The sequence below is a fragment of the bacterium genome, assembly GCA_020444325.1.
In the GTDB taxonomy this organism is placed as follows: Bacteria; Bacteroidota; Ignavibacteria; order SZUA-365; family SZUA-365; genus BM516.
Map to the genome: position 1 here is coordinate 116763 of JAHLLD010000001.1, position 26578 is coordinate 143340.

Annotated in this window: 20 protein-coding genes; 18 read left to right on the forward strand and 2 right to left on the reverse strand. The window is 58.0% G+C overall.

Going from position 1 to position 26578, the window contains the following annotated elements; all coding sequences use genetic code 11:
- Positions 1-2: 2 nt before the first annotated feature.
- Positions 3-1274: a hypothetical protein gene (locus tag KQI65_00490; GenBank protein ID MCB2203195.1), complete on the reverse strand. Its 1272-nt coding sequence runs from the start codon at positions 1272-1274 to the stop codon at positions 3-5.
- Between the two features lie 308 nt (positions 1275-1582).
- On the opposite strand from KQI65_00490, the gene KQI65_00495 reads away from it, so the two are divergent.
- The 18 genes from KQI65_00495 to KQI65_00580 all read left to right on the forward strand — a co-directional run bounded on the left by KQI65_00495 (position 1583) and on the right by KQI65_00580 (position 25349).
- Positions 1583-2815 carry a hypothetical protein gene (locus KQI65_00495; GenBank protein MCB2203196.1) on the forward strand — a complete coding sequence of 411 codons (1233 nt, stop codon included), beginning with the start codon at positions 1583-1585 and terminating at the stop codon, positions 2813-2815.
- Positions 2812-3888, forward strand: coding sequence for a hypothetical protein (locus KQI65_00500; GenBank protein ID MCB2203197.1), 1077 nt, complete (start codon positions 2812-2814; stop codon positions 3886-3888). Before KQI65_00495 ends, KQI65_00500 begins: the two co-directional genes overlap by 4 nt.
- A 78-nt stretch (positions 3889-3966) precedes the next feature.
- Positions 3967-5955 (forward strand): hypothetical protein, encoded by a 1989-nt coding sequence (locus KQI65_00505; protein MCB2203198.1) that lies wholly within the window; start codon positions 3967-3969, stop codon positions 5953-5955.
- Positions 5952-7052, forward strand: a complete 1101-nt coding sequence (locus KQI65_00510) for a hypothetical protein (protein ID MCB2203199.1) — start codon at positions 5952-5954, stop codon at positions 7050-7052. The genes KQI65_00505 and KQI65_00510 overlap by 4 nt, the downstream gene beginning before the upstream one ends.
- A gap of 26 nt (positions 7053-7078) precedes the next feature.
- Entirely contained in the window at positions 7079-8026 is a 948-nt protein-coding gene (locus tag KQI65_00515) for a ribose-phosphate diphosphokinase (GenBank protein MCB2203200.1), read from the forward strand.
- A gap of 240 nt (positions 8027-8266) precedes the next feature.
- A complete protein-coding gene (gene rfbB / locus KQI65_00520) occupies positions 8267-9310 on the forward strand; it encodes a dTDP-glucose 4,6-dehydratase (GenBank protein ID MCB2203201.1) in 1044 nt (347 codons plus the stop codon).
- A 152-nt stretch (positions 9311-9462) separates the two neighbouring features.
- On the forward strand, positions 9463-10785 hold the full coding sequence (locus tag KQI65_00525; protein MCB2203202.1) for a nucleotide sugar dehydrogenase: 1323 nt from the start codon (positions 9463-9465) through the stop codon (positions 10783-10785).
- A 161-nt stretch (positions 10786-10946) separates the two neighbouring features.
- A complete protein-coding gene (gene wecB / locus KQI65_00530) occupies positions 10947-12065 on the forward strand; it encodes a UDP-N-acetylglucosamine 2-epimerase (non-hydrolyzing) (GenBank protein MCB2203203.1) in 1119 nt (372 codons plus the stop codon).
- The gene (locus tag KQI65_00535) at positions 12062-13945 is read left to right on the forward strand and encodes an SLBB domain-containing protein (protein ID MCB2203204.1); all 1884 of its coding nucleotides are present in this window, start codon (positions 12062-12064) and stop codon (positions 13943-13945) included. The genes wecB and KQI65_00535 overlap by 4 nt, the downstream gene beginning before the upstream one ends.
- A 40-nt stretch (positions 13946-13985) precedes the next feature.
- A complete protein-coding gene (locus KQI65_00540) occupies positions 13986-14210 on the forward strand; it encodes a hypothetical protein (GenBank protein ID MCB2203205.1) in 225 nt (74 codons plus the stop codon).
- The gene (locus KQI65_00545; protein ID MCB2203206.1) at positions 14194-15390 is read left to right on the forward strand and encodes a hypothetical protein; all 1197 of its coding nucleotides are present in this window, start codon (positions 14194-14196) and stop codon (positions 15388-15390) included. The genes KQI65_00540 and KQI65_00545 overlap by 17 nt, the downstream gene beginning before the upstream one ends.
- Positions 15387-16868, forward strand: coding sequence for a hypothetical protein (locus tag KQI65_00550; GenBank protein ID MCB2203207.1), 1482 nt, complete (start codon positions 15387-15389; stop codon positions 16866-16868). The genes KQI65_00545 and KQI65_00550 overlap by 4 nt, the downstream gene beginning before the upstream one ends.
- Positions 16865-18412, forward strand: a complete 1548-nt coding sequence (locus KQI65_00555; protein MCB2203208.1) for an oligosaccharide flippase family protein — start codon at positions 16865-16867, stop codon at positions 18410-18412. Before KQI65_00550 ends, KQI65_00555 begins: the two co-directional genes overlap by 4 nt.
- Positions 18413-18744: 332 nt before the next feature.
- Positions 18745-20109, forward strand: a complete 1365-nt coding sequence (locus KQI65_00560; GenBank protein ID MCB2203209.1) for a glycosyltransferase — start codon at positions 18745-18747, stop codon at positions 20107-20109.
- Between the two features lie 21 nt (positions 20110-20130).
- Positions 20131-21645, forward strand: coding sequence for a hypothetical protein (locus KQI65_00565; protein ID MCB2203210.1), 1515 nt, complete (start codon positions 20131-20133; stop codon positions 21643-21645).
- A gap of 178 nt (positions 21646-21823) precedes the next feature.
- Complete coding sequence (locus KQI65_00570) at positions 21824-22726, forward strand: glycosyltransferase (GenBank protein ID MCB2203211.1); 903 nt, start codon at positions 21824-21826, stop codon at positions 22724-22726.
- 9 nt (positions 22727-22735) lie between these two features.
- Positions 22736-24070 (forward strand): glycosyltransferase family 4 protein, encoded by a 1335-nt coding sequence (locus KQI65_00575; protein MCB2203212.1) that lies wholly within the window; start codon positions 22736-22738, stop codon positions 24068-24070.
- Positions 24071-24194: 124 nt separating this feature from the next.
- Positions 24195-25349, forward strand: a complete 1155-nt coding sequence (locus KQI65_00580) for a glycosyltransferase family 2 protein (GenBank protein MCB2203213.1) — start codon at positions 24195-24197, stop codon at positions 25347-25349.
- 144 nt (positions 25350-25493) lie between these two features.
- Here KQI65_00580 and KQI65_00585 read toward each other — a convergent pair whose 3' ends face one another.
- Positions 25494-26246 (reverse strand): class I SAM-dependent methyltransferase, encoded by a 753-nt coding sequence (locus KQI65_00585; protein MCB2203214.1) that lies wholly within the window; start codon positions 26244-26246, stop codon positions 25494-25496.
- Positions 26247-26578 lie beyond the last annotated feature (332 nt).

The window sequence follows — 26578 nt, forward strand, 5'->3', positions numbered from 1 at the left end:
TTTCACTTCAATGGCTCATAGCTGAAGCTCTTGAAAACAATCTCCACCCTGTCTCCATGTTCAGGGGGAATGTTGTCAAGCAGCCAAATATTCATCCTGGGTCTGAGGTCTCCACCGACAGTGGGGACCTCAGGTCCGTTATAAGTCCAGCGGTGTGGTTTCTCTCCCGGAAAGATGGATGAGAATTCCACCCTGTCGGGAAACCACGCTATCTGATGTGTTCCCGGTCCGATGGGACCATCGAAACGGTGACGGTTTCCATCGATTTCCCACCATTGTTTCACGAACTGGTACGGCAGTCCATCCATCTCACCGAAATATCCAATTTCAACGTCCAATTCCTGATCGTACTGTAACGAGTCGGACCAGGTGAACATACCGCAGATTACTGTGGGCTCCAGGTCCACTCCTCCTGCCCTGGTGAATGGACTCCGAATTTCTTCGATTTCCCACGTGTATCGTCCATACCCGAAAGTCCTGTCCTTCGGCATACCTATCACCTCTGCACAGGACCACTGTCCTTCATCGCTTTTCACAAGACTCAGGATCAACCTTCCATTCTCAATCCGTACATTCTTCTCTTTGAAAAGACAGGGCCCCGGGCCCACCAGGTCTTCTCCATGGTCCTTCACTTCCCACATCCACGACGAAAACTCCACAATCGTGGGATACCCCGTGGGGGTGGCAGAGCCACCCCCGTCCGTATCGGAACCGTTGTCAACATGCGCTCCACTGCCCTCACCACTGAGCTGATACCCGTGCTGCTGTAGCCACTTGCTCCAATCGGTTTCAGAGGATTCAGTCAGCTCGATTGCCTGCTCAAGCAGCGTCTCACCGATTCGTTGCTGTACGGCATATCCCGCATCCGTTGTTCCACTGTTATCGATGCGGTGATTCATCGCCCATGTCGGCCAGATTGGCTTTGCGAGGTCTTCACTCCACTCATCCTCATCGATCCCGCGCAGGGAAGCAACAGCAGTGACGAAAGACGCGCTTCCTTCCGCGTCTGCGATGAGCTGCTCAAACGCTCCACTCGAGAGAAACCTCGCACGATGGGCATCAGTGTAGCAGCCGTAGGAAGGACTCCCGCCGGGAAATACTTCTTCCCTCATCGCGTTCTCGATGACTTCGCGCAGCAGCACACGTGCCCGCTGAACATCCACAGTCTCGATGCTCTCAATCGAGGGTGATTCACTCCCACTCACATCTCCATCGCTGCATCCGGTGCCGAGTAACACCAGAAGCAAAATCTGCAGCATTACAAAATGTCTCATGACATCCTCCAGTTTTTTGAAAATGGGTGCGATGGAAATGAGGACCATAATCGTGCCAGAACTGTCCGAGCGGTGATTGGGCTCAAATTACGGGTTTTCTCCTCTTTTTCACTGGCCACACGGCGGCGAATCCTGAAAAAAGACGGGAATTATTCCCGTGTTTCAGGAAATATTCCCGGATCCCCTGAATTTCGTCCCTGCCGTCTTGCCCATTCTGTTGTCCTTTCGGCAATCTGAGTACATGGCACAGTCTTTGTCCTCTGTATCGCAGGAAAGCACGACAATCATGCGCAGATACAGGAGACAGGATGAGAGAGTCCAGACAGCAAACGACTTCTGAAACACGGCACATTCTGCAGCAGGCCTGTGAGCTCATGGGGAGTATCGGACTGCAGTCACGGGTGGATGCCGGTGGTGAGGGACTCCATTCCATCGAGGAGCGAAGGGATGGAATCATTTCCCTTCGAGGCACGGTCAACGATGAGATACTCGATCTCAGTTTCTGTCTGGCGAAGGTCACAACGGAAAACCGAATGAATGTCGGTGTCCTCTTTCAACATCTCGAGAAGATCGGACACTTCGGCATCAATGTTTCCTTCATTCACAATCGCGATACCTCGGACGCTGGCACAGCAAAACTGTATGCCAGCTTCGGGGTGAAGCTGCAGCACTTCAGTCTTCCGCGTCTGAGTCTTCTCTCCGAGATCACAAAATCTCTCAACGAGTTTGCAAAGGCCATCCAGCTGCAGCTGCCACGCACACCGCGCGACACGGAGCTCAGGGAGCGCTACAACAGAGCCGGTGTCAGCGAGCACCTGGTTCCAGTATTTCCTCTGGACGAAGACCTCATGCAATTGCTTCCACCGGAGTTGCCTCCCCTGCTGCACTGTCTGATGGATTATCTGAGAGCGGGGATATCATTTGCACTTCATTCCCGTCACCAGGTCCATGAGCACTTCCTGCTCTCCTGTCTTGCTTCAGCCGGCACTTCATCCAGTGGATTTACCATTGGAAGGACACAGGATGTGATGCTTCCGCCCAATTCTGTTGCACAGTTGGTAGCGAAATCACCTGGCATCGTGGCATTGCCTTTCACGACCGTGGTACCGACTGCCGAACACCGTCCTGCCCTCCCTGCAGTACTGCATGCCTTACATGCCAGGGGCACTGCAGTGATTTTCTGTCAGTACAGGACCGCTTCCGGCTGGCTGCAGCAGCTGCGGGAGGAGGGACATGAGGTTCAACTGCCTGTCATCCAGGTACCCGTCATTCCTTTCGATGTGCTGCAGGAATATGTGCTCCGCACAGAGGCCGCCGGTATCGGTGGACTCTCGGAGGAACAGCTGCGTTCGGCAAGGGAGCATGTATCGGAGATGATGCATCTCTGTGGACCTGAAAACAGGGAAGGACTGCTCCCAGCCGTTATCCGCCGTGAACTCACTCTGCAGAAGAGCGGCGGCAGGGATGGTGCCCTCTCACCCAATGCCTTCATCATCTCGCTTGAACACGCATTCATGAAAGACAATAAGGAGCTGCCATGAAAAACCTCCCCCCGATTTACAACATCACGGATGACATCCTCGACCTCGGGGACTATGATCTGATTGCGATTGATGGTCCCCCCGGGAAACACCCCGTCATCGTGTACAAGCGCCTGCTGCGACAGCTTGCACAGTCACTCTATGGGGTCCATGGACATAATGTACACGTCTCCTCGGATACAGCCCTGGGCAAGACGGCCGTTCTCGAAGCGCTACTCGTGCCCGAAACAGCAAAAGTAATCATGAAAGCCTTCTCACTCCCCGTCCGTGAAGTTCGCAGTTTCTCCTACCCTGTCGCTGCCGTCGAATCCGCAGCGGAATGGTACAGAACCCTGCAGCTCAAGGGCGGGGAAACAACGTACGTGTACTCTCCACTCTTCTCATGGCTGGCGGAGCTGGAGGACGAACTGGAACGTGATCCCGAGGCAGCGATTGTCCCTGTATGCTGGCTGCTCGAGATGGGACGTGCGATCTCACCGTCAATCCAATCAGGACTTCTGGGCATCATTACCCGGGGAATTATCCAGCATCCTGACGGGCGGGAATTTTGTCATGTCGGAAGAGCAACAAGATTTGTATCCGACAGCAACTATTTAGGACTCGAAGGACAGGGCCGGAGCAGAGGTGGTGGCCCGATGGAGAGTTTTCAAATGTGTGCTCCAGACAGAAGTCTTTTCCGTCGTTTCCCCGTCGTGGTCCGGCCGCGTCCCTTCCAGCTCGAAGAGGAAACAGCCATTCTCATGCACCTGCTCCACTGGGAAGGCATCAGGGATTACGATGAGGCACTGCTGCATACTGTCGTAAGGATCTCGCACCGCGTACGCGAGTTCCAAAGGAGCGGTGTTTTTTTATCGGCCAACCCCGGGATCGCGATTTGCATGGAAATGCTGCGGATGTCGCTGGAGAGAGGCCGTGATGACGATCTTATCACGGATGACCTGCTTACAACGACACTGCTGGGAAACTGCAGTGAGGAAGAGCAGAGAGAACACATCCCGGTCCTGCTCGAGCAGGTCACAGGAAGCAAGCGCGGGAAACTCTCGCGGCTGTCCGCACTGGAAAACATGCTGTGATGCATCATGAATCACTTTGAATACACCAGGCGCCTGCCATTTCCCTACCGCTCTCACCTTCAACGGTATGGCATTGCCATGGCCGATGCATTTCGGATGGAATTGCCAACCGCAATCCGCAAACATGCGCGTGAAAAATTCGACCGTGCTGCTGCAGATGCACGTGCGGCAGCCAATCGCACGCTGTTCGATGGGGACAGGTTGCCGCACCCTACGGACACGGAAGTGCAGCTCGCTCCCTGCTATGTCCAATCCTGGCCGCTGGAAATCGCGGTACAAAGTGCGATCGGACTGACCTGCTTTCTCGATGCGAGGCGGTATACACAGTATCTGCCGGAGGCCTGCAGAAACAGCGACAAACTGCTTGAATCGCTGGTCGATAAAGCGGCGGATGAGAACGTCCCCGTCGAAGGACTCCTCAACCTCTGCGCAAAGGCTGTGGAAGGACGCATGCTGTCTGAGCTGATTCGGCGACATGCTGACCTCGATGTCCCCATAGAGAGCTACCGCCTCTTCCTGGCGGCGCAGCAGAGCATGCAGTTCTCCAGTATCGCCGAAATAATCGATGCCGCTGTTCTGTTTTCCGATGTCCTGCCCCAGGGACAGCAGCTGCGCATGCATCCCATTTCGCGCAAACTGTTCCGTCTGTTGTCTGATGCCTCAGAAACCTATCTCGAGGCACTGCCCGGACTCCGTTCCGAGATCCTCTTGTACAAAGGCATCCAGTGGGCTTTCGATCTGGCCCTCATTCTTGTCAAACACGTCAGCCGTCAACAGCGGGATGAGAACAGACGAAACAGGAATGTTCAACGAAAACAGATCGAACCACTTGCCGCGCTTCGTCCCCCCCGCATGTTGAATCGTCCATCAAACCCGGGGTGGAGACTGCAGGAGCAGTTGATTCCACAGGAGGACGAGGATGAAACTGATGACGGCGATTCCGGTAACAATGAGAAGAAGCAAAGCAATGCGGATGACAGCAGGGATGAAGCTGCTGCCCGTGCTGCCCGGGCACTCCAGGATCTGTCAACGACGATTCAGCAGACCCTGCCACCCCGCGAGGCTGTGGATTCCTCCCATACAGAGCTTGCCGCACAGCTCAGGGATCATGCATTCGAGGAAGGTCCCACGGAATTCGAGCTCGAGCGCATGGAAATACGGCTGCGGCAATCGCATCTGGATTTCACTGTCGGCGGAATCATCGAAACCGTGGTCAAGGCGGACTGCGATAATGAGATACTCGAACGCCTGCGCTATGATGCCAATCCCCTCGCAAACGCAATCGACGGATTGTTTTTCCACGGCAAAGTAAACCCTGAGGTTCACATCGAACATCGGCACACACGGGGTGCAATCGATCCGGCACGCCTGGCTGTCATCAGTTTCTCGGAAACGGTGTATCGCCGCATGTACCCTGTGCGAAAAGAAGGGAAAGATCATTCCGCGCTGCTCGCCATTGCCGCGGATGTTTCCTCCTCGCTTTCTCGCAGGCAGCTGGCCATGGTGAAGTTGCTTTGTTCCGGATTTCTCCTCTCCAAGGCACATCGGATGGAAATGCTGATGGCCATGTACACCGGCATTCAAACAACCAGGCGCAGGCAGCTTGAAGCGCTGGTGGATTGGATTATTCATCCCGTAAAGACCGCAAAGCGTTCGCCGGAGGAAGCAATGCACGCACTCGCCGGGTATTCCTCATCCAGAGGTCAACAGCTCGATGCCCTCACCCTGAAGCATCTCATCGACACATGCATGGATTGCAGAGTAGATCCGGAGCAGACCCTGTACTACTGCTGGATAACGGATGCGGTGTGGAAGCCAAGCGGAATGATGCAGGGAACGCCGCATCAAGAAGTAAAGGCAGTACTCTCAGGACTGAAGCACATGTATGGTCAATCGCTTCATCTCACACTCATCATCCTCGGTGATAATGAGCATGGCCTCGCGGACCTTCCAGATGCCGTCGTGCGGGTGAAAAATGAGGAACTCAGCGATGTCGGTGCCACAGCCCAACGGCTTGCGGATTACGTTGCCGGCATGGTCATAAAGCAGGGAAGGAGTGTGACATGAAACACTACAATATGAAAGGTGTGGAAATACTGAATTCCGGTCTGGAGATCAGGGCACCCCGGATTGCAACTTCGCTGTATTACCGCACCACGCTCAGTATCCTCATCATCCATTTGCGCACCCTCGACAACCTGCGCATGAAGCTTGAGCGAATTGGCGGAACTGTGCGTACACTCGAAGAATTCCATGAACTGTTGCGGCTGCCTGTGCAGATTGCATCTTCAAGGGGATCGGTACAATGCTCCCTCGCAGACCGCGATCGCCTCAGGCACCTGTTGTATGAGATCGGGGGTGGAAGTGTGCATTTGGACATCAGGCAGAGCAATGACTCCGGACTACCGATTTTCTTTCTCTGCAGAACAACGCCCACGCACATAACCTGTCCTGTCATTCTCGAAGAATTTCATGCATCTCCCGGATACCATTTCACAGACGCACGATTCAAGACACTCAGGATACTCGGTGAGAAACAGGTCTGTCTGCGTGTGGCGCGCTTCCGGGAAAAAACAGGGGATTTCTTCGGGTATGAGTTCGACAGGGCCAACGATGTGCTTCTCCAGGACCTGGGGGTTTATCTCCTCTCCGCAATGTGGGATGAGCTTCAGCGCCCCGCGTTTATTCTCTGCGATGCCCTCAATCCGGCCCTGAGCCATTTCCAGGAGGCAACGGAATTGACGTCCCTTGCCTGGACGGCCGATCCTACGACATTAAGCTCCCGGGTAACCCCGCACATCCTGCGTTTTTTCCGCGACGTCTATCCGCGGGAAGCAATAGCGCGCTTCCTGGAAACACTCGAAACTCTCAGCGGAGCTCACCGCAGGAAAATACCGGCTCGAGCGGAAAAACTGCATTTTGCACTTGAAGAATCCTACACCACGTTTCTCGAAACCCCGGTGCCCTGGAGCAGCGTGCGCAGCAGCGTGCCCATCTGGAAGATTCTTTACGCCAACCTCAACCGCATGACAACATTGCACGGCGTACTTCAGGAGAACCAGCCGCTGATGGAAGCAGCTGCAGAGCTGGACAGCATCGCAGAGGAGATCATCGGCGAGTTCCTCGATTCCATCGGAAGTCCCAGACCAGGAAGCACTACTTAGAACACTACTTAGAAGGAGACACGATCATGCGCGACGACAGGATTACGCTACTCGGAGGAAGTGGGAGTCCTTCACTGACCCGCAACATCTGCGACTACCTGGAGATCGTCCCCGCTCAAAGCAGCGTGCGGAAATTTTCTGAAGGCAATATTTTCGTGAAAATCGAAGAGAATGTCCGGGGACGGGATGTCTATCTGCTTCAGTCCACCGCAGCCCCAGTCAACGATAATTTCATGGAGCTGCTGTTCTGGATAGACGCCTGCAAACGCGCGAGCGCCGCGAGTGTGACAGCCATCATCCCGTGGTTCAGCTACTCAAAGGGGGACAAGAAAGACGAACCCAGAGTATCGATCAGGGCGCGCGTCTGTGCCGATGCAATCGAAACCGCCGGCGCTGACCGTGTGGTTACCGTGGATCTCCACGCTGCGCAGATCCAGGGTTTCTTTCGCATCCCCGTCGACGACCTGCGTGCCGCTCCCCTGCTCTGTTCGGCTCTCGAAGCGGAAGTCCGCGGTCCCGCCGTCATCGTCTCGCCCGATGCCGGATTTGCAAAACGCGCCCGAATCTTTGCCGACCGCCTTGGTCTTCCCCTGGCAATCGCGGAGAAACAGCGTGCTGCACATGACGAAAAGGCGTCAGTAGGTGGTATCATCGGGGATGTTGCCGGGAAGACGGCCATTCTGGTCGACGATTTCACCATCAGTGCCGGCACACTGATTTCAGCAGCAGACCGGCTGCTCGAACATGGAGCCAGCCGCGTGCTCGCTGCAGTCACCCATGGCGTATTCGCATCAGATACCATTCGCCGCATCGACGAAAGCCGCATCGAGAAGCTCTTCATCACCGACACCGTCGAGCCAGCGCAGTCCCACCAAAGCGGAAAAATCACCATCTGCAGCATCGCCCCGCTCATCGGCGAAGCCATACGCAGAATCCACACCCGCCAGAGCATCAGTGTGCTGTTTGAGAGTTAAGGCTGATGGAAAACGCAACCAGAGATAAAGGCAACCACAGATTCCACAGATTATTCCACAGATTCCACAGAAGAAATTTTCATGTCCGTTTGTGGAATCTGCTTGCCACGCCGTAGTCCCGCATTGGCGGGACGAAGGCGGGTGTACGAATCTGTGGAATCTGTGGTTGCCTTTTCCTGTGGCTGCCTTTCAGTAAATCCCGGGATTTTTCCTTAAGTTACAGGATTGAATCCGTCACTAATGCCTGAACGCAACTTGAGCCCAAACACTTTCACCCCGACTTCCCTCCTCATTACCGGCGGAGCGGGATTTATCGGCAGTAATTTTGTCCGCACCTATATAGAGAGCCATCCGGATGTGAAGGTTACGGTGCTGGATGCGCTGACATATGCGGGGAACCTGGAGAATCTGGCGGACCTTGAGGGACGCTTCTCTTTCGTGAAGGCGGATATAACGGATGCGGAGGCGGTGCGGAAAGCGCTGGCGGAGCATGCGGTGGATGCAGTGGTGCACTTTGCGGCGGAGTCGCATGTGGATCGCAGCATTCTGGGTCCCATGGTCTTCACGCAGACGAACGTGCTGGGCACGCATGTAATGCTCGAGGAGAGCCGACGCCACGGAATTATGCGCTTTCTGCATATTTCCACGGATGAGGTGTATGGTTCGCTCGGACCCGAGGGCAGTTTCACCGAAGCGTCGCCCATCGATCCCACCTCCCCCTATGCGGCGTCGAAGGCGGCGTCGGACCTGGTGGTGCAGTCGTACATCAAGACCTTCGACTTCCCGGCACTCATCACGCGCTGCTCGAACAACTACGGTCCCTGGCAGTTCCCCGAAAAGCTCATTCCCCTCATGCTCATCAATGCGATGAACGACAAGCCGCTGCCGGTGTATGGCGACGGGATGAATGTGCGGGACTGGATTCACACGCGCGACCACTCGCTGGCGGCTATGCAGGTTCTGCATAATGGCACGCCGGGCGAGGTCTACAATGTGGGCTCGAGCAACGAGTGGCCCAACATCGACATCGTGAAGCTGATTTTGAAGACGCTCGGCAAGCCCGAGTCGCTCATCACCTTCGTGAAAGATCGTCCCGCCCACGACCGCCGCTACGCCATCGACTCCTCCAAAATCGCCCGCGACCTGAACTGGAAAGCCTCCGTGCCCTTCGATGAAGGCATCGCTGAAACCATCGCATGGTACCAGCAGAATGAGCAGTGGTGGAAGCGTGTGATGAGTGGGGAATACGTGAAATACTACGAACAACAATATGCATCCCGATAGATACATAAGAGTAACGCAGATTATCGCTGATTTTACGCAGATTATCGCAGAGGAAAATTTTTCATTCTCTCCCTGCGAAAATCAGCGTGTACTCTGCGAAAATCTGCGTTCCTCTTCATTTTGCCTGATAATCACTTAATCTTAGACTAGCTATGACACTCGAACAAAAAATCACCTCGAAAGACATCACCATTGGTGTGGTGGGGCTTGGTTATGTGGGTTTGCCGCTGGCGGTGGAGTATGCCGCGCAGGGGTTCAAGACCGTTGGTATTGACGTCGATCAGAAGAAGGTCGATGCCCTGAACAAGGGGAAGAACTACATCGATGATGTGGATTCGAAGCTGCTGGCGTCGGTGGTGAAGGAAGGCTGGTTCAAGGCCGAGAATCACTACCGCAGCGTCAAGAAGCTGGATGTGATTTTCATCTGTGTCCCGACGCCCTTCACGGAAACGAAGGATCCGGATATTACCTACATCATCGACAGCGCCGAGGGCGTGGCGACGGGACTGCGGAAGGACCATATCGTCATCCTCAAAAGCACGACCTTCCCCGGTACCACCGAGTATCACGTGCAGCCTATTCTCGAGCGCACGAAACTCAAGGCCGGGAAGGATTTCTGGCTGGCGTTCTCCCCCGAGCGCATCGACCCGGGCAACAAGACCTGGAATACGTCCAACACCCCAACCGTCGTCGGTGGCGTGACCAAGCAGTGCACGAAGTATGCCGCACTTGTCACACAGCAGGTGATTGCGACTGTCGTGCCCGTGAGCAATCCGAAGATCGCCGAGATGGAAAAGCTGCTCGAGAACATCTTCCGCTCCGTCAACATCGCCCTGGTCAATGAACTCGCGCAGCTCTGCGACCGCATGGAAGGCATTGACATGTGGGAAGTCATCGACGCCGCAAAAACCAAACCGTTCGGCTTCATGCCGTTTTATCCGGGTCCCGGCATTGGTGGACACTGTATTCTCATCGATCCCTACTACCTGAGCTGGATCGCGCGCAAATATGATTTCCAGACGAACTTTATCGGACTCGCGGCCGAGACCAATGAGAGCATGCCGTTTTACGTGAAGAACATGATCTTCCGGGAAATCAGCATGCTGCCCGTGGCGATGAAGGATGCCAACATCCTCATGCTCGGCGTGGCCTTCAAGAAGGATGTTGACGACACCCGTCACTCCCCCGCCCTCCGCGTCATGGAGCTGCTGCTCGAAGACAACGTCCGCAAGCTGCATTACAACGACCCGTGGGTCCCGCAGGTCCGCGTCAACGGCTCGACGCTCAAGTCCAAAAAACTCACGCCCGCACTCATCGAGAAAATGGACGTCGTCGTCATCACCACCGACCACAGCGCCTACGACTACGACATGATCTGCAAACACGCCAAAGTCGTCGTCGACACGCGGAATGCGACGCGCGATGTGCGCGGCAAAAAGAAGCACGTGACCGTCCTCGGAGACGGGCGGAAATAGCAGATTGCAAATTGCAAATTGCAGATAACAGATAACATCGTCCCCACGCTCTGCGTGGGGACGGATATCCCGAACGCTCTGCGTTCATTCAATCCGTGAAATCGCCGCAGAGCGGCGCATAAAGACGTCCCCACGCAGAGCGTGGGGACGATGAGGACTCGATGTTAACATTCCTCTCGGTCGTTGGAGCCAGACCCAATTTCATGAAAGTCGCGCCGTTGCACAGGGCGTTTGCGAAGTATGCAGGCGATGTGCGGCATATGATCTGTCATACCGGACAGCATTACGACGAGAAGATGTCGAAGATTTTCTTTGATGACCTGGAACTGCCGCAGCCGGATATTTACCTGGGCGTGGGCTCGGGGTCGCATGCTGAGCAGACGGCACGTGTGATGGTGGAATTCGAGAAGGTGCTGCTGGAGCATAAGCCGGACTGCGTGATCGTGGTCGGCGATGTGAATTCCACTCTCGCCTGTTCTGTGACCGCCGCCAAGCTGCATATCCCCGTGGCGCATGTGGAAGCAGGACTCCGCAGCTTCGACCGCGACATGCCCGAGGAAATCAATCGCCTGGTGACGGACGTCATTGCCGATCATCTCTTCGTCACCGAAAAAGCCGGTATGCAGAATCTGCATAATGAAGGCGTGGCGGACGCCAAAGTGCATTTTACGGGGCATGTGATGATCGACTCGCTGGCCCATTACCGCGAAAAATCGGCGACCAGCAGTGTGCTGGCAGATTTCGACCTCCTGCCGAAGGCGTATACGCTGGTCACCCTGCATCGTCCCTCCAATGTGGATTCCCGCGAAAACCTCGAGCGCATTCTCACGCTGTTCGAAGCGCTGCAGACGGAAACGCGTTTCCTCTTCCCCGTCCACCCCCGCACGCGCACGCGCATCGCGGAGTTCGGACTCGAGGAGCGCGTCCGTGCCATCACCTCGCTCACGCTCTGCGACCCCATCGGCTACCTGGATTTCCTGAAGCTGATGGACAATGCCGCGCTCATCCTCACTGACTCCGGCGGCATTCAGGAGGAAAGCACCTGGCTGCAGATTCCCTGCATCACCCTGCGGGAAAACACCGAGCGTCCCATCACCGCCGAAATCGGTACCAATGAAGTGGTCGGACTCAATATCCCCCTCGCAGTGGAAAAATCCCGCGCTGCATTGAATGGAAAGGCAAAAGAAGGTACTATTCCCGAGTTATGGGATGGACATGCTGCCGAGAGAATCGTTGCCATCCTTGTGGACGCATATACCATCAAGGAGAACACGGATTGAACGGATCGGACGGATTTTCACGGAGGTTTTTCTTCACGCGTCCCGTGAAGTCCCTCATGCGGGACGAACGGGACTCAAGCGTCCCACGAAGTCCCGCCTGCGGGACGAGTGGGACTCACGCCTGCGCGCCGGAGTCCGAGCAGAGCGATGGACGAAGGCGGGCGTGCCGCGCAGCGGTACTCACGCTTTTCCTGATCTTCCTGGCTGTTCCAAGCTTCGCCCAGATCGATGGAGGCAGCAATCCACTCGATAAACTCCTTGGCGGAGAGAAGTCGACAGATAAGGCAAGTGCGATGCTCAGCAAAGAACCAGTTCCTGTTGCGCGTACGGTGAAGGCTGATGAGTACGTCTGCGGGGCGGGGGATGTGCTGAGTTTGATTACGACGATGCCGGTGAATTCGGAGGCGGTGCTGCCGGTGACGGCGGATGGCGCTCTGCTGCTGCCGCGTGTGGGCGCCGTGCAGATCGCCGGGAAGACGCTGGCGGAGACGCGGGAGTCCGTCTATGCCGCGCTGCGCGCGAAGTATCCGGCTTTTGAAGGGACACTGTCGCTCCTCCAGCCGCGTCCCATACTCGTGACCGTGCAGGGCGAAGTGAAGACGCCCGGACTCCTGAAACTTACTGCCGCCACACCGGTTTCGGTGGCCCTGCGCATGGCGGATGTGAAGCAGGATGACAATCAGAAATCCCCCATGCAGATTCTGCAGGGAGGGGAACCGTCGAACAATCCCGGCTATCGCGAACGCCTCGGCAGCCGCTTTTTCGGCGCGAATGAAATGGATGCGCGGGCGCTGCGTCGTGTGCTCGTGCAGCATGCGGACGGAACGACCAACCGCGCTGATATCCCGATGTACGAAGCGACGCGTGATGGACGCTACGATCCGCTCCTTCGCGAAGGCGATATCATCGTCGTACCGCATCGCGATGCCGGTGCTCCCACCATCGCCGTGCTCGGCGCAGTACAGCGTCCGGGAGTCTTTGACTTTGTCGAAGGCGACCGGCTGTCGGACCTCCTCCGCATGGGCTTCGGCGTCGATCGTTCGCGCATGCTCACAGGAGCCGAACTCACGCGCGCCAGTGGCGAGAACATTGAACTGGATATCTCTGAACTGAAAACCGGCGTCCCTTCACAGGATATCGCACTGCAGCCGGGCGATCGCGTGCTCGTGTATGCCGTGCCGCACCGCGCCAGCAACGGCAGTGCCGTGGTGGATGGCGAAGTACTGAATCCCGGTGCCTATCCCGTCACCCCGGGCAAGACCACCATTGCGGAACTCGTGCGCATGGCCGGCGGCTTCACTGCCGATGCGTATCCCGGACAGGCAGAACTCTATCGCCGGCAGACCGGAGCCGACGGTTTCGCCATCGATCGCGATCGCGAGAAATACCGCAACTTCGCCAAGAGTACACTGGTGACGGAAGACACGCTGTACTGGCGCATCAACTCCAAGGTGCGGGAAGGACAGGTGGCCGTGGATTTCCATCGGCTCTTTGTGAAAGACGACCGCACGGCGGACGTCCCGCTGCAGGATGGCGACATTCTCCTCATTCCCCGCAATTCGGGCACGGTTTATGTGTATGGTTCCGTTCGCAACAGCGGCTTCGTGCCCTGGAAAGAGGGAATGGATTTCGACGACTTTATCGCCGGAGCCGGTGGCTATACCGAAAGTGCGGATGAATCGCGCGTGGCCGTCATCAAAGGCAACTCCGGCGCCTGGATCGAACCCGACGACGCCGTCATTGAACCCGGTGACCTGATCTACGCCACGCCCGAAGCCCTCGTGCCCCTCGCGCGAACGACCGACATCCTCGCCGTCGCCGCCGCCATCGTCGGTGGACTCGCCGGTGTCGCGGGACTTGTTATCTCGGTCACCCGGTAGATCGAACCACGATGTCGAGAATGTGAACCACGATGTCGCGATGGTACGAAGGAAAATAGGCGTCCCCACGCAGAGCGTGGGGACGATGAACCCCAGCTTACCCATCTTCCCCACGCTCCGCATGGGGACGGAAATCCCGAACGCTCTGCGTTCATTGAATCCGTCGAATCGCCGCAGAGCGGCGCATGAAGACGTCCCCACGCAGAGCGTGGGGACGATGAACATCTCCAACACCAGCGCTGAGCACTATGAGCGAAAACACTGAGAATGTAACTGAGAACAGGCCGTTTGTGCGGTCGGTGTTTGTGCTGTTGCGGCACTGGCGCTTCCTGGCGCTGAGTTTTGTGGTGGCCGCGGTAGTGGCGGTGGTGTTCGCGCTGATGATGCCTAACTGGTTCAAATCCACCGCAACCTTCCTTCCGCCCGCGGGCGGGAGTGGATTGCTGGATAAGGTGTCCGGCGGACTCTCTACCACCCTGCGCACGTTCGGGATATCCGGCATCGGCGGAGAAAGCGGCGGGTACAGCTACCTGTCCATTCTCGAAAGCCGGCGCATGGGCGAACGCATCGTCAACGAGTTCGACCTGATCAAGGTCTACGACATCGGCGACGGCTCGATGGAAAAGGCGCTGGGCAATCTCGAAGACAATACGAACTTCGAATTCGATGAAGATGGACGCGTGGTGATTTCGGTGTGGGACACCGATCCGAAACGCGCGGCCGAAATGGCCAACACGTACTTTACGAATCTCAATGATATCAGCACGGAACTCAACAGCGCCGAGGCGCGTGGCAACCGCGAGTTCGTCGAACTGCAGTACACCACCGTGCGCGACAGTCTGCACCGGCTTGAAGAACGCATGGCCGCGTTTCAGCGAAGGACGAAAATCCTCTCCCTCGAAGAGCAAACCAAGGCCACGATCAAGGCCGCCGGGGAAATGTACGCGCAGCTCGAATCGTACCGCGTGATGCTCGGTGTGCTCGAACGCAACCTGGGGAAGGACGATGCAGAAGTGCGTTCGCTGCGCATCGCCATCAGCGAAATGGAGAAGCGCGTGCCCGGACTCGGAGACAACGAGCTCACCGGGATGCTGGGTGACAACGTGGGTGACATTTCCGAAGAAGGCATCACCTACCTGCGCCTGTACCGTGACATTGAAATCCTCAGCAAGCTGCAGGCGTTTCTTCTGCCGATGTATCAGCAGTCCCTCATCGACGAACAGAAAAAAATGCATGTGCTCGTGCCGCTGGATGTCGCCGTTCCCGCCGAGCGCAAAAGCCGTCCCCGCCGATCCATCATCGTGCTCGCGGCCGGACTCTCGGTGCTGTTTCTCGCCGCCGCTTTTCTCCTCATTCGCGAGCGCCTGCGTTATTACAGCGCGCAGCACGCGGATGAATGGTCCAGCGTCCGTCGCAGCATAGGATTCAAACGCAGCAAGGAATGACCCGCTTCCTGCAATACATGCATGCCGACACGGCATTTGAAACCGACACGCCTGTTTCCTGGAAAGAGGCTGTCGGTTTCCTTCTTGGCGTCGTCGCCTTCATGGTCGTTGCTTTCCTCATGCATCTCGAATTTTTCGCCGCCATCGCCGTCGTGGGCGTCATCGGCGGCGTGCTGGTGCTGCAGAGTCCCATGACCTGGATGACGCTCTCCATCCTCGGCTTCCTCGGCGTGTTCTGGGCGCCCGAGGCCGGGATGACCCCGATCGAGCTCCTGCATTCCATGCTGATATTCGGCGGGATGCTGTGGTGGACCTTCCACCGCCTCGTCATCGCGAAAAAGCCTATAGAGTGGACCGTGGGCGGACTGCTTTTCTTCGCGCTGTTCCTCCAAATGGTGCTGATGGTGCCACTCTCCCTCGGCTATGACGCGGACGGCTATATCCTGCTGCGCGAGCTGGCCATCCTTTCCACCATCCTGCTCTTCATTCCCATTGCACATGAAGCCGACACCTTCTTCAAGCAGAAAGTGCTGTTCGGCGCCATGGTTGTCGTCCTCTCCCTGCTTGCGGTGCGGAATATCTACACGTACAAGACGCGCGTGATCGAAGCCGTGTACGCCTGGCAGGTCGGCGCCAGCCGTTCCGCCGAAACCTTTTTCCTCATCTTCATCGCCACCGTCATTGGTGCGGCGCTGCTGATTTCCGCCTGGCGCTTCCGCAGCTGGATATTCTGGGCCGCGTTTTTCGTCCTCGGTGCCGCCGCGACCATCCTCTCCTTCTACCGCACGCTGTGGGTGGCATTCTTCGTGAGCGTCGCCACGATGGGCGTGGTGCTCGGCGCGCAGTACTGGAAGCGCGGGCTGGCCTATTTCGCCGTGAGCATTGTACTGCTCGGGGCCATGTACCCGGTGTTTCTCGAGGACGTTATTCCCTTCGACGTCATGTGGCGCTCGATATCCGCCCGCTTTGAATCCATCGGCGAGTACGGGCAGGATGTCTCCGTACGCAACCGCGACGCCGAAGCCTGGGCCAGCATTGACGACATCGACGGGAACTGGTTTCTGGGGAAAGGACTCTCCACTCCCGTCCAGCATTACAAGCTCACCACCGAAAGCACCATTTTCACGACGTGGACGCACAACGGCTACGCCTGGATACTCAACCATTACGGCATACTCGGCACGCTGCTGCTGTTCTCATCGTACTTCGCGTACATCTTTCTCGGACTGCGCATGGAGCGGCAGCTGCGACGGCTGCCCGACATTCCCCCGCACATCCGCTTCCGATGGCGCACGGCCATTGCCTGCGGTATCGCCATCATCGTGGCGAATTTCTTTGTGTCCATCACCGTGAATCAGTTCCTGAGTCATGAGGGGGGGTTGGTGTTCGCCATGGTGTATGGGTTGTTTGAGGCGTGGAGGAGGAAGATAAACGACCTCGAGAAAGCGAAAATCACAGCTTCTGAGGCGAACGCGTGAGTCCCGATAAATCGGGACGCTGGAGCTCCGCTGACGCGGAGCGCGGGAGCGCCTCTGACGAGGCGCGCGTGAAGACGGAAGGGGCGGGGGTGCTGTCGCATGGGATTATTTCGATGCTGGCGTATGGGGTGAATTTCGGGGCGAGTTTTTTTGCTGTGATCGGGATAATGCGGTTGATGGACAAGGGGTCGTACGGACTCTTTTCCCTCGCGATTACGATAGTCGCGAGTACGTCGATGATTGCGGATTTCGGGATTAGTCCCGTCATCATGCGCCGGCTCGCCATCAATCCCGGCCGGTCGGGGAGCATTTTGCTCGAGGCGACGTCGCTGCGCTTTCTGCTGCTGCTGCCGACATGGATTGTCACCGTGGCGGTGGGCTGGTGGCAGGAGCCGACATGGGATTTCATGTGGCTGCTCAACATCATGCTGCTCAATGCCGTGGTGAGTTCAAAAGTGCCCGTCATCCGCGGCACGCTCGAAGCGTTCTACCGGTCGCAGTCCCGCATGGGACTCCCCACCCTGACCATGGCCATCGACAGCCTCGTACTGCTTACCTCCGTGCTGCTCTTCCCCCTGCTCTTCACTGCACCCTACACCGCCATGCTGCTGTACACGGCCAGCAATCTCCTGGGCGCCGTGCTGCTGACCGTGTTGAGCGTTCGTTTTGCGCGCAAGCTCAACACCGAGCCCGTGCGGATTACGCGGGCGGGCATGCGCGATCTGCTGGTCGCCAGCGCTCCCCTCGCCGTGTACCTGCTGCTGCATGCCGTGCATCTCGGTGCGGATGCCGTTCTGCTCAAGCGTTTCCACGGCGCCGTGCAGGTCAGTGATTTTACCGCCGCGATGCGGATCATGAGTCCCCTCGCCGTCTTCCCCACCATCATCGCCATTTCCGTCGCGCCATATTTCGCCCGCGCCAGCGTGGCGGAGGATGAAGAGCAGCGGCAGCGCATGTCCCGTCTCTTCTCCCTCAGCGTCAAGACGCTGCTGGTGGGCGCCGTGCTGCTGGCGGGACTCGGCATCACCAATGCCGGCGTGATCATTGATCTGCTGGTAAAAGGGAAATTCGCCGATTCCATCATCCCGATGAGCATACTGTTCATCGCCTTCGTCCCGATGTCCCTCAACATGTTCCTCGTCGAAATCAACAATGCCCGGGGACACCTCAGCCTCAACACCCGCTTCGCCGGCATCCTCGCCGTGTTCACCGTTGCGGCCGGACTGCTGCTGATCGGCCCCTATTCCGCCACCGGCGCGGCCGTGGGACGACTCATCGCCATCATCGCCGGCATGATTTACCTCCTCCTCCGCTCCCGCACCGGCATCACCGTCGCCATGAAACCCGTCATCTGGAAATCCGCCCTCCTGGGGTTTGTTCTCGTCGCGTCCAACGAGTTGCTGTCTTCTCTCCACTGGGTGGTCGCCAACAGCCTGTCCGTTGGTATCGTCGCAGTGCTCTTCATTGTGCTACGCGTGTACTCACCTGCCGAGATTGAGCAATGGCGCATGCAAATCTCGTCGCTGTTGCGACGAGATGCTTGAGCGGCGCTACGCGCCGCGCGGGGGCACCGCTACGCGGTGCGCGTGAGTTCCGCTGCGCGGAACGCGTGAGCGACACTTCGTGTCGCGTTTTTTCGCGCCGTCTCCGTCCGCCGAAGCTTGAGCGAAGCTTGAGCGAAGCTTGAGCGAAGGAGGAAGGCACTCAAGCGTGCCGCAAGGCACTCAAGCGTGCCGCAAGGCACTCAAGCGCGGAGCGAAGCGACGCTCTCGCGCGTCGAAGTACTGCTTCGATTGGCGCATACCGCTAAATGCCTTACTTTTGTAGAATGACAAAGAAACGCACCATAATAGACTACTTCGACTCCCAGGCGGGGATGCGGGGGAAGGGCCGGCGGCGCTTTGGGTACTTTTACCGCATGCTGGAGAACTACCTGCGCTTTTATGTGCCGGAAGGCAGCCGCGTGCTGCTGGTGGGGTGTGGAACGGGGGAATTGCTCGCCGCATTGAATCCCGGCGAGGGTGTGGGAGTGGATATTAGTCCCGCCATGATCGCCGAAGCGCGGACCAATTATCCCCACTACGAATTCATCGAAGGCGACATCGAAACGCTGGAAATGGACCGCCAGTTCGACGTGGTAATTTTTTCGGATGTGATCGGCTATCTCGACGACATTCAGGCGACCTTCGACCGGGTGCGCCAGTGGTGTACCCCCGAGACGCGGGTGATGATCACGTACTTCAACATTTTCTGGCAGATGCCGCTGCGGCTGGCCGAGCGCATGCGCATGAAACTGCGCACGCCATTTTTCGCCTGGCTGGATCCGGACGACATCGCCAATCTGCTCGACCTCGCGGAATTCGACATCATCCGCAAGAACCGCAAGGTGCTGTTTCCCGTCTGGCTCCCGCTTATCAGCTGGCTGTTCAACTACGTTTTCGCCAACCTGCCGCTGCTGCGCAACCTCTGTCTGCTCGAAGTCGTCTCGGCGCGACTCAAACCGGTGAAATCCGCCCGCGAGGAGAAATCCGTCACCGTGCTGATTCCCACACGCAACGAACGCGGCAACATCGCCGCGGCGCTGGATCGTCTGCCGCAGTTCGGATCCCATGTCGAAGTGCTGTTTGTGGATGGACACAGTACGGACGGGACGCTCGACGAGATCGAGGCGCAGGCGAAGGCGCGACCTGAAATGGACATCCGCTGGTTCTCGCAGGATGGCAAGGGAAAAGGCGACGCCGTGCGCAAGGGTTTTGCGAACGCGAAATGTGATATCCTCATGATTCTCGATGCCGACCTGACCGTTCCCCCCGAAGAGCTGCCGAAGTTTTACGAGGCCATCGTCGAAGGCAAAGGCGAGTTCATCAACGGCTCGCGCCTGGTGTATCCGATGGAAGACCGTGCCATGCGTTTCCTCAATGTGCTGGGAAACAAGTTCTTCAGTGTCATCTTCACCTGGCTGCTGGATCAGCGCTTCAAGGACACGCTCTGTGGCACCAAGGTACTGACGCGCGAGAATTACAATCGCGTGGCGGCGGGACGACATTATTTCGGCGACTTCGATCCCTTCGGGGATTTTGACCTCATCTTCGGCGCGGCCAAGCTGAACCTGAAGATTACGGAAGTACCGATTCGCTACCGCGAGCGCACCTACGGCAGCACGAACATCAGCCGCTTTTCGCATGGATGGATTCTGCTGAAAATGTGCGTGTACGCATACAAGAAGATCAAGATGATTTAGACACCATCGGACTGCCCGCGTATGCTCAACCGCACTGCATTCCTCGGGACGCTCATTCTCGCCCTTGCGCTGGGAACGGCGTCCTTCTTCATCCATCAATCCAACTACCCCCTGACCTACGACGAAGGCGATTACTACGTCGCCGTGCAGCAGGGACTGTGGACGAACTGGACGGATAACGACGACATCTCCATCATCACCTTCGCGCAGATGGGCATCGACGCCATCAGCGATCCCGGCGCGCGGGCGCGACTGTCGGATTACATCCGCTCGTCCGGCAGCACCATGTTCCACCGTCACTACCATCCCCCCCTGGCGTTTTATCCCGCCATTGCGCTGCAGCCGATGCTCGACGCACTGCCCCTGCATGAGCAGCTGCGCTACGCAAACCTGTTCTGGCTTTTCCTCTGGATAGCCGTGCTCGCCGTGCTGGGATGGCTGTACGAGGATGTGCGGAGTCCCGTCTTCCTCATCCTCCCCGCCTCCGCCGCCTGGGGAATGGCCGTGGTGGGATTCAACATGCATCTGCCCTTCGGCATGCTCGCTTCGCTGTTTCTTCTCTGCTGGTACCTTTACGACAGACTGGGACACCGCGCACTGCGTCACGCCGCGCAGTTCTTTTTCGCGGCCTCCTGCGCCACGGTGGAATACGGCATGTTCCTGCTGTTCTTCATCGTCCTCTGGGGCGTGATCGCCTGGTGGCGCAGCGATGAAAAGCGCGCGTTCCTGCGTTCGGCACTTGCCGCGGCGGGATGGACACTGCTCTTTCTCGCGCTGCTCTGGCCCGCGGGCGTTATCAATGCGAACCTGGCCAAAAGCTGGACCTTCGTGATGTACATCTCGCTGTTCCGACTCGGCAGTGAGCCCGTGGCCTTTGCCGGGTGGGGGACGCTGCTGCTCGAGAAGTGGAATTCCAATCCCGTAGAACTTCTGATCATGCTGGGATTGCTGGTGAGCGTGCTCGTGCGCTGGCGCCGGATGCTCAAGTACGGCAGCCTGTTCACGACGGCGGGCTTCATGCTCGCGCTGCTGTACCTGCAGACAAATCCCACGCTCGTGTATCGCTGGTACCTGTTTCCCGCGGCGGCCGTGGCCTTTGTGCTTCCCGCCTTTGTGCTCAGCTGGCGCATGCACAGCGCAGCGGGACGCATTGATTTGACGGACCGTCGTCCCTCACGCCGCGGCTGGATGCTCGCCGCCTGGCCCGTGCTGGCCATCGCGCTGTTCATCTCCTCCGTCCTTCTCGTGCCGGAGCCCGACTACACCGATCTGAAAGCGATGAATTCCTATGTCCGCGCCGCGCAGCCCACGCACATCACGCTGCCCCGCAGTCTCTATTCCTCCCTTCGTCCCTACCTCCCCGCCACCACCATCGTCAGCTACCACGACGTCGCGTACCCCGACATGGCGATTGACGATAGCGTCGCAGTATGGCGCGCGCAGGGTATGACGATTCTGCCAGCCAGCACCGGCATCGCCGGGGATACGCTCATCGGGGAGTATGTGGTGATTGCGCGCAATGGAAAAATGGAATGATGGAAATATTGAAATATCACATCGATGCATCGTCCCCACGCTCCGCGTGGGGACGGGGATCCCGAACGCTCTGCGTTCATTCGATCACACAAATCGCCGCAGAGCGGCGCTTCAAGACGTCCCCACGCAGAGCGTGGGGACGATGAGTTTTCTTCATATTCCCGATAACGGGTAACATGTGCAGAGAGTAACCGCAGGCATATTGAGCTACAACCGGAAGGCGGCGTTGAAGGTGACGCTGGATGCGGTGCTGGCGATACCGGGATTACGCGTCGTGGTGATCGACAATGCATCGAAGGACGGCAGTGCGGAAATGCTGCGTGCGGAATACGGGCGCGAGCAATGGCCACAGCTGCGCTGCATCTTTCTGGAAGAGAACCAGGGGATTGCCGCGCGCAACATTTTCATGCAGGAAGTAGTGACCGACTTTTTCCTGACGCTGGACGATGACAGCTGGCCGCGGTCGGCAAAGGATCTCGTGCGCATGCTGGAGCTGATGGAACGGGATGCGCGCGTCGCCTCGATATGCGCATCCTGCATACACCCCGACACCGGCGTGGCGGAGACCGCGGGCATCGAGCGCTTCGCTTCAGGCGGCGATGCCGCACGGGGATACGACGTTGTCAACATTGCGGCGGGCGGATCGCTGCTGCGGATGGAAGCGCTCAGGCAGACCCATGGCTACGGGGAAGAATTTTTCTGGGGACGTGAGGAAAACGACCTCGCCTTTCAGCTGCTGCAGAAAGGATGGCGCGTGGTGTATTTCCCTGACGCCGTCGTCTGGCATGCCATGAGTGCCACGGGACGCAATGTGTACCGCCGCTTGCAGTACGTAACGCGCAACAGCATCTGGCTGCTGTGGAAATACTTCCCGCTCGTCATCGCTTTTCCCCTCGCCACGCTTTTCACATTGCGCCGGCTTCTTGCTATAATAGTTGATCCACGCCGCCTGGCGCCCGTGCTCAAGGGCGCAGCGAGCGGGTTTGCCGCACTCCCCGCGCGCCGCCGAAGCGGCCGGCGTTTCACGATGAAGCAGAGCTGGCAGCTGCGCGGCTGGTTCCTCAAAACGCTCTACGAATAAATACCACCGATGCCGTCCCCCCTCAACATCCTTCAAATCGCACCGCGTTTGCCCTGGCCTCCGACCGACGGCGGCGCCATCGGCATTTACAACATCACGCGTTTCCTGGCGAAGAGGGGACACCGCATCACCATGCTCACCTTTGCCGATGCGGATGCTGATCGCGGGGATCTCGAAGAATTCTGTGACGTGCTCACCGTGGAGAAGGACCTGCGGAATCGTCCCCTCCCCGCCCTGCTGAATCTCTTTTCCCCGCAGCCCTACACCATGACGAAGTATCAGAGCGCGGAGATGATGTCCCTCATGCGCACCGAGTTGCGCGAGCGGAAATTCGATGTCCTTCACATCGACCACATCCACATGATGCCTTATGGACGCCGGGCGAAGGAGGAATTCGGTATCCCCGTCCTTCTCCGCGAACACAACTTTGAAACCACCATCCACCGCCGTTTCGCCGCGCAGGTGCGCTGGCCCATCGCCTCCCACTGGCTCCGCTCCCAGGCCGAACGCCTCTTCCGCTTCGAATCGCTCATGCTCCGCCACCCCGACATCATCGCCGCGATAACTCCTCAGGACGCAGCGGAGGTGCAGGCTGTGTTGCCAGACGATCATCATGATCGCGTGAAAGTTATCCCTGCCGGCGTGGACACGGAGCGCGTGAGTCCCGATAAATCGGGACGCGGGGGTTCCCCCGCGGAGCGGGGGAACGCGGGAGTCCCCGCTGGCGCGGGGACGCAGGAGACCCCGACTCCATCGGGGTCGCGGGAAGACGCTCCGCTGACGCGGAGCGAAGAGGGGCATGTAGTGTTATTAGGTCCGTTGAACTGGTCACCCAACAGGGATGCGGCGGAGTGGTTTGTGGAGGAGATATGGCCGTTGCTCGTGGAGGAAGTGCCGGAGGTGCGTTGTACGATTGCGGGCTCACATCCCCCGAAAAATATGCAGAAAGTGCATATTCCCGGAGTGACGGTTGCGGGCTTCGTTGAAGATCTCGATGCGCTGCTGGATTCCGCCGATGTCATGGCGGTGCCACTTCGCGTCGGAGGCGGCATGCGCATCAAGCTGCTTGAATTTTTCGCGCGCGGCAAGGCCGTGGTTTCCACGCGCATCGGTGCGGAAGGAAATGCCGCCGTGCACCGCGAACATATCCTGCTCGCGGACACCGCGCAGGAATTCGCTTCCGCCATCGCAGAACTGCTCCGCAATCCGGAGCTCACCCGCAGCATCGCCCGCAACGCCCGCCAGCTCTCCATCCGGCGCTACGCCTGGCCGCATGTGGCGGAGATGTTCGAGTTGGCATACTTGGAGGTTGTCGCCCCTTCGGGGCGTTCTTTCGTCCCGTAATACGGGACGAGGCATTTTCCCGCTCCGCGGGAAGTATTTTGCTTCGCAGTCTGTATCTACGAACCGCGAAGCGAACAACGCGCCGCAGGCGCAAAAACTCCCCGCACAGCGGGGAAAAAACTGTATGCAAGCACTCTATTACACCATAGCAATCCTGTCAACCACTGCCCTGCTGGCGGCGTATGTGCTGTATCCGCTGGCGATGGCGCTGCTGGCGAAGTACAGGAATAGGCCGTGGCGGGTGGATGAGGAGACGCTGCCGGCGGTGACGATGGTGGTGGCGGTGTACAATGAGGAAAAGGTACTCGAAGAAAAACTGCGGAATTTCCGGGAGCTGGATTATCCGAAGGATAAACTGTTCCTGCTGTTCGGCTCGGATGGTTCGAACGACAGTTCGCATGAAATTCTGGCGAGGGAAGAGGATGAGCGGGTTTCCTGGCATGCATTCGAACGGGGAGGAAAACTGCGCACCATCAACCGTCTTATGCAGTTTGTGCATACGCCCATCGTGGTGTACTCGGATGCGAATACCATGTATCGGAAGGACTCCATCCGCAAGCTCGTCCGGCATTTCGTGGACGAGGAAGTGGGAGCGGTATGCGGCAATCTGCATCTGCAGACGCCGACGGAAAGTGTGGGCGGGAAGGGAGAGCGTACGTACTGGACATACGAGAATTATATCAAACACTGGGAAGCGCAGTATCAGACCGCGCTCGGCGCGACGGGTGGGATTTACGCCATCCGCAGTTCGCTGTTCCACGAGCAGCCCGAGCATGCACAGGTCGCGGATGATCTGCTGCTGCCGCTGCGCATCACGGCGGACAACAGGCGCGTGCTCTATGAAAGCGAGGCCGTTGCCACGGAAGCAACGTCGCCTACCATGCACGACGAATTCCGTCGGAAAGTCCGCATTGCCCGCACGAGCTTCAACTGTCTGCCTCCGCTCATGCGCGTCTTCAACCGCTATCCCGCGCGCGTAAAGTGGATGATCGTTTTCCACAAATTCCTCCGCTGGATGGCCCCGTTCTTTTTCCTCCTCCTCGCACTGAGCATCGTGCTGCTCGCGGGGGAGAACTGGATACGCCTCACGCTCTTCTACCCCCTGCTGGCCTTCCTCGCACTCGGCATCCTTGGCTGGATCGTCGACCTCGCGGGCAAGCGCATGGGACCCCTTTCCCTGCCCTTCTATTTCCTCGCCATCAACGCCGCCTTCCTCGTCGCATGGCTGACCCTGCCCTTCCATCGTGGACAGGCTACCTGGGAACCGACGAAACGGTGATTGCGCAGAGAATAAAAGAGTAACGCAGATTCTCGCAAATTAAACGCAGATTTTCGCGGACTAGAATTTCACAAGGCCTATCCCGCGAAAATCTGCGACTAATCGGCGAAAATCTGCGTAGCTCTTCTATTCTCTGCGCAATCTCTAAAGGCGGAAGATCTTCTTGATATACCGCCGGATGAGGAAGCTGCGGCGGGCGGAGTTGGTTTTTTGGTAGATGGAGGCGACGAGGTCGGCGCGATCGGTGGCGGTGTTGGCGTCCGGTTTTTTACGGGCCCAGGCCCAGGTACCGTCGTACTCGAAGCTGTCGTAGGAGGGAGTGGGGACGACCAGGAGGTTGAAGATTTTCTCGACGTGTGCGACATCCTGTTCTTCCTGCGGCATATCGTCTACCCAGCTTTCCCCGGCGCATTCGGATGGGGTCCATGTCACATCATCGAACAGCACCCAGCCGCCCGGACGCAGCAGGCGATCGGCCAGCAGAAACGCGAAGCCATCAGAATCCCACGTGTGTCCCCCATCGATAAACACGAAATCAAACAGCGGTTCCGTCTTTCCATCCTTCGTCTGCTCTTCGATGAGCTTCATCAGTTCCCAGGTGTAGGAACGCTCTGCGTGCACAGGCTGGATACGGTTGCCGAGTCCCGTCTTCTCCATCAGCGTCGTAATATCCGGCTGCCGCTTTTTCGCCTCATGACTGTCCATCGTCAGCACCTGTCCTTCACCCAGCTCATCCATCGCCGCCGCCATGTAGCAGCTCGACGTTCCATGCGCGAATCCCAGCTCCAGCACGCGCTGCGGCTTCTGCTTCATCACGAATTCATACACGAGCTTCCCGCGCTCCGGCGGCATGTGCGGCACATTCTCAAGATGCGGAAGGACTTGTTCGAAGGTCATAGCGGCGTAGGTTGTCTCTGTTGCAGTCAGTTCAATTTTTCAATATAGCGGAAATTGCGGGGATTTGGAAAACGGCTTTGCCGCGCGGGAGTGCCTGCGGCACGCGGGAGCGCCTGACGGCGCGCGGGAGCCTCGTCCCGCTTCGCGTGGACTCGGCGCGGGAGTGCTTCGCACGCTTAAGCGCCGCTTTCGCGGCGCGCTCTTCACGCGCTCCGCGCAGCGGAGCTCTGGCGTCCCGACTTGTCGGGACTCACGCGTGACCCCGCGAAGCGGGGAAACTCAAGCGCGCCGAGCGCAGCGAAGGCGCTGACGCAGTCGGCAGACATCAGAGA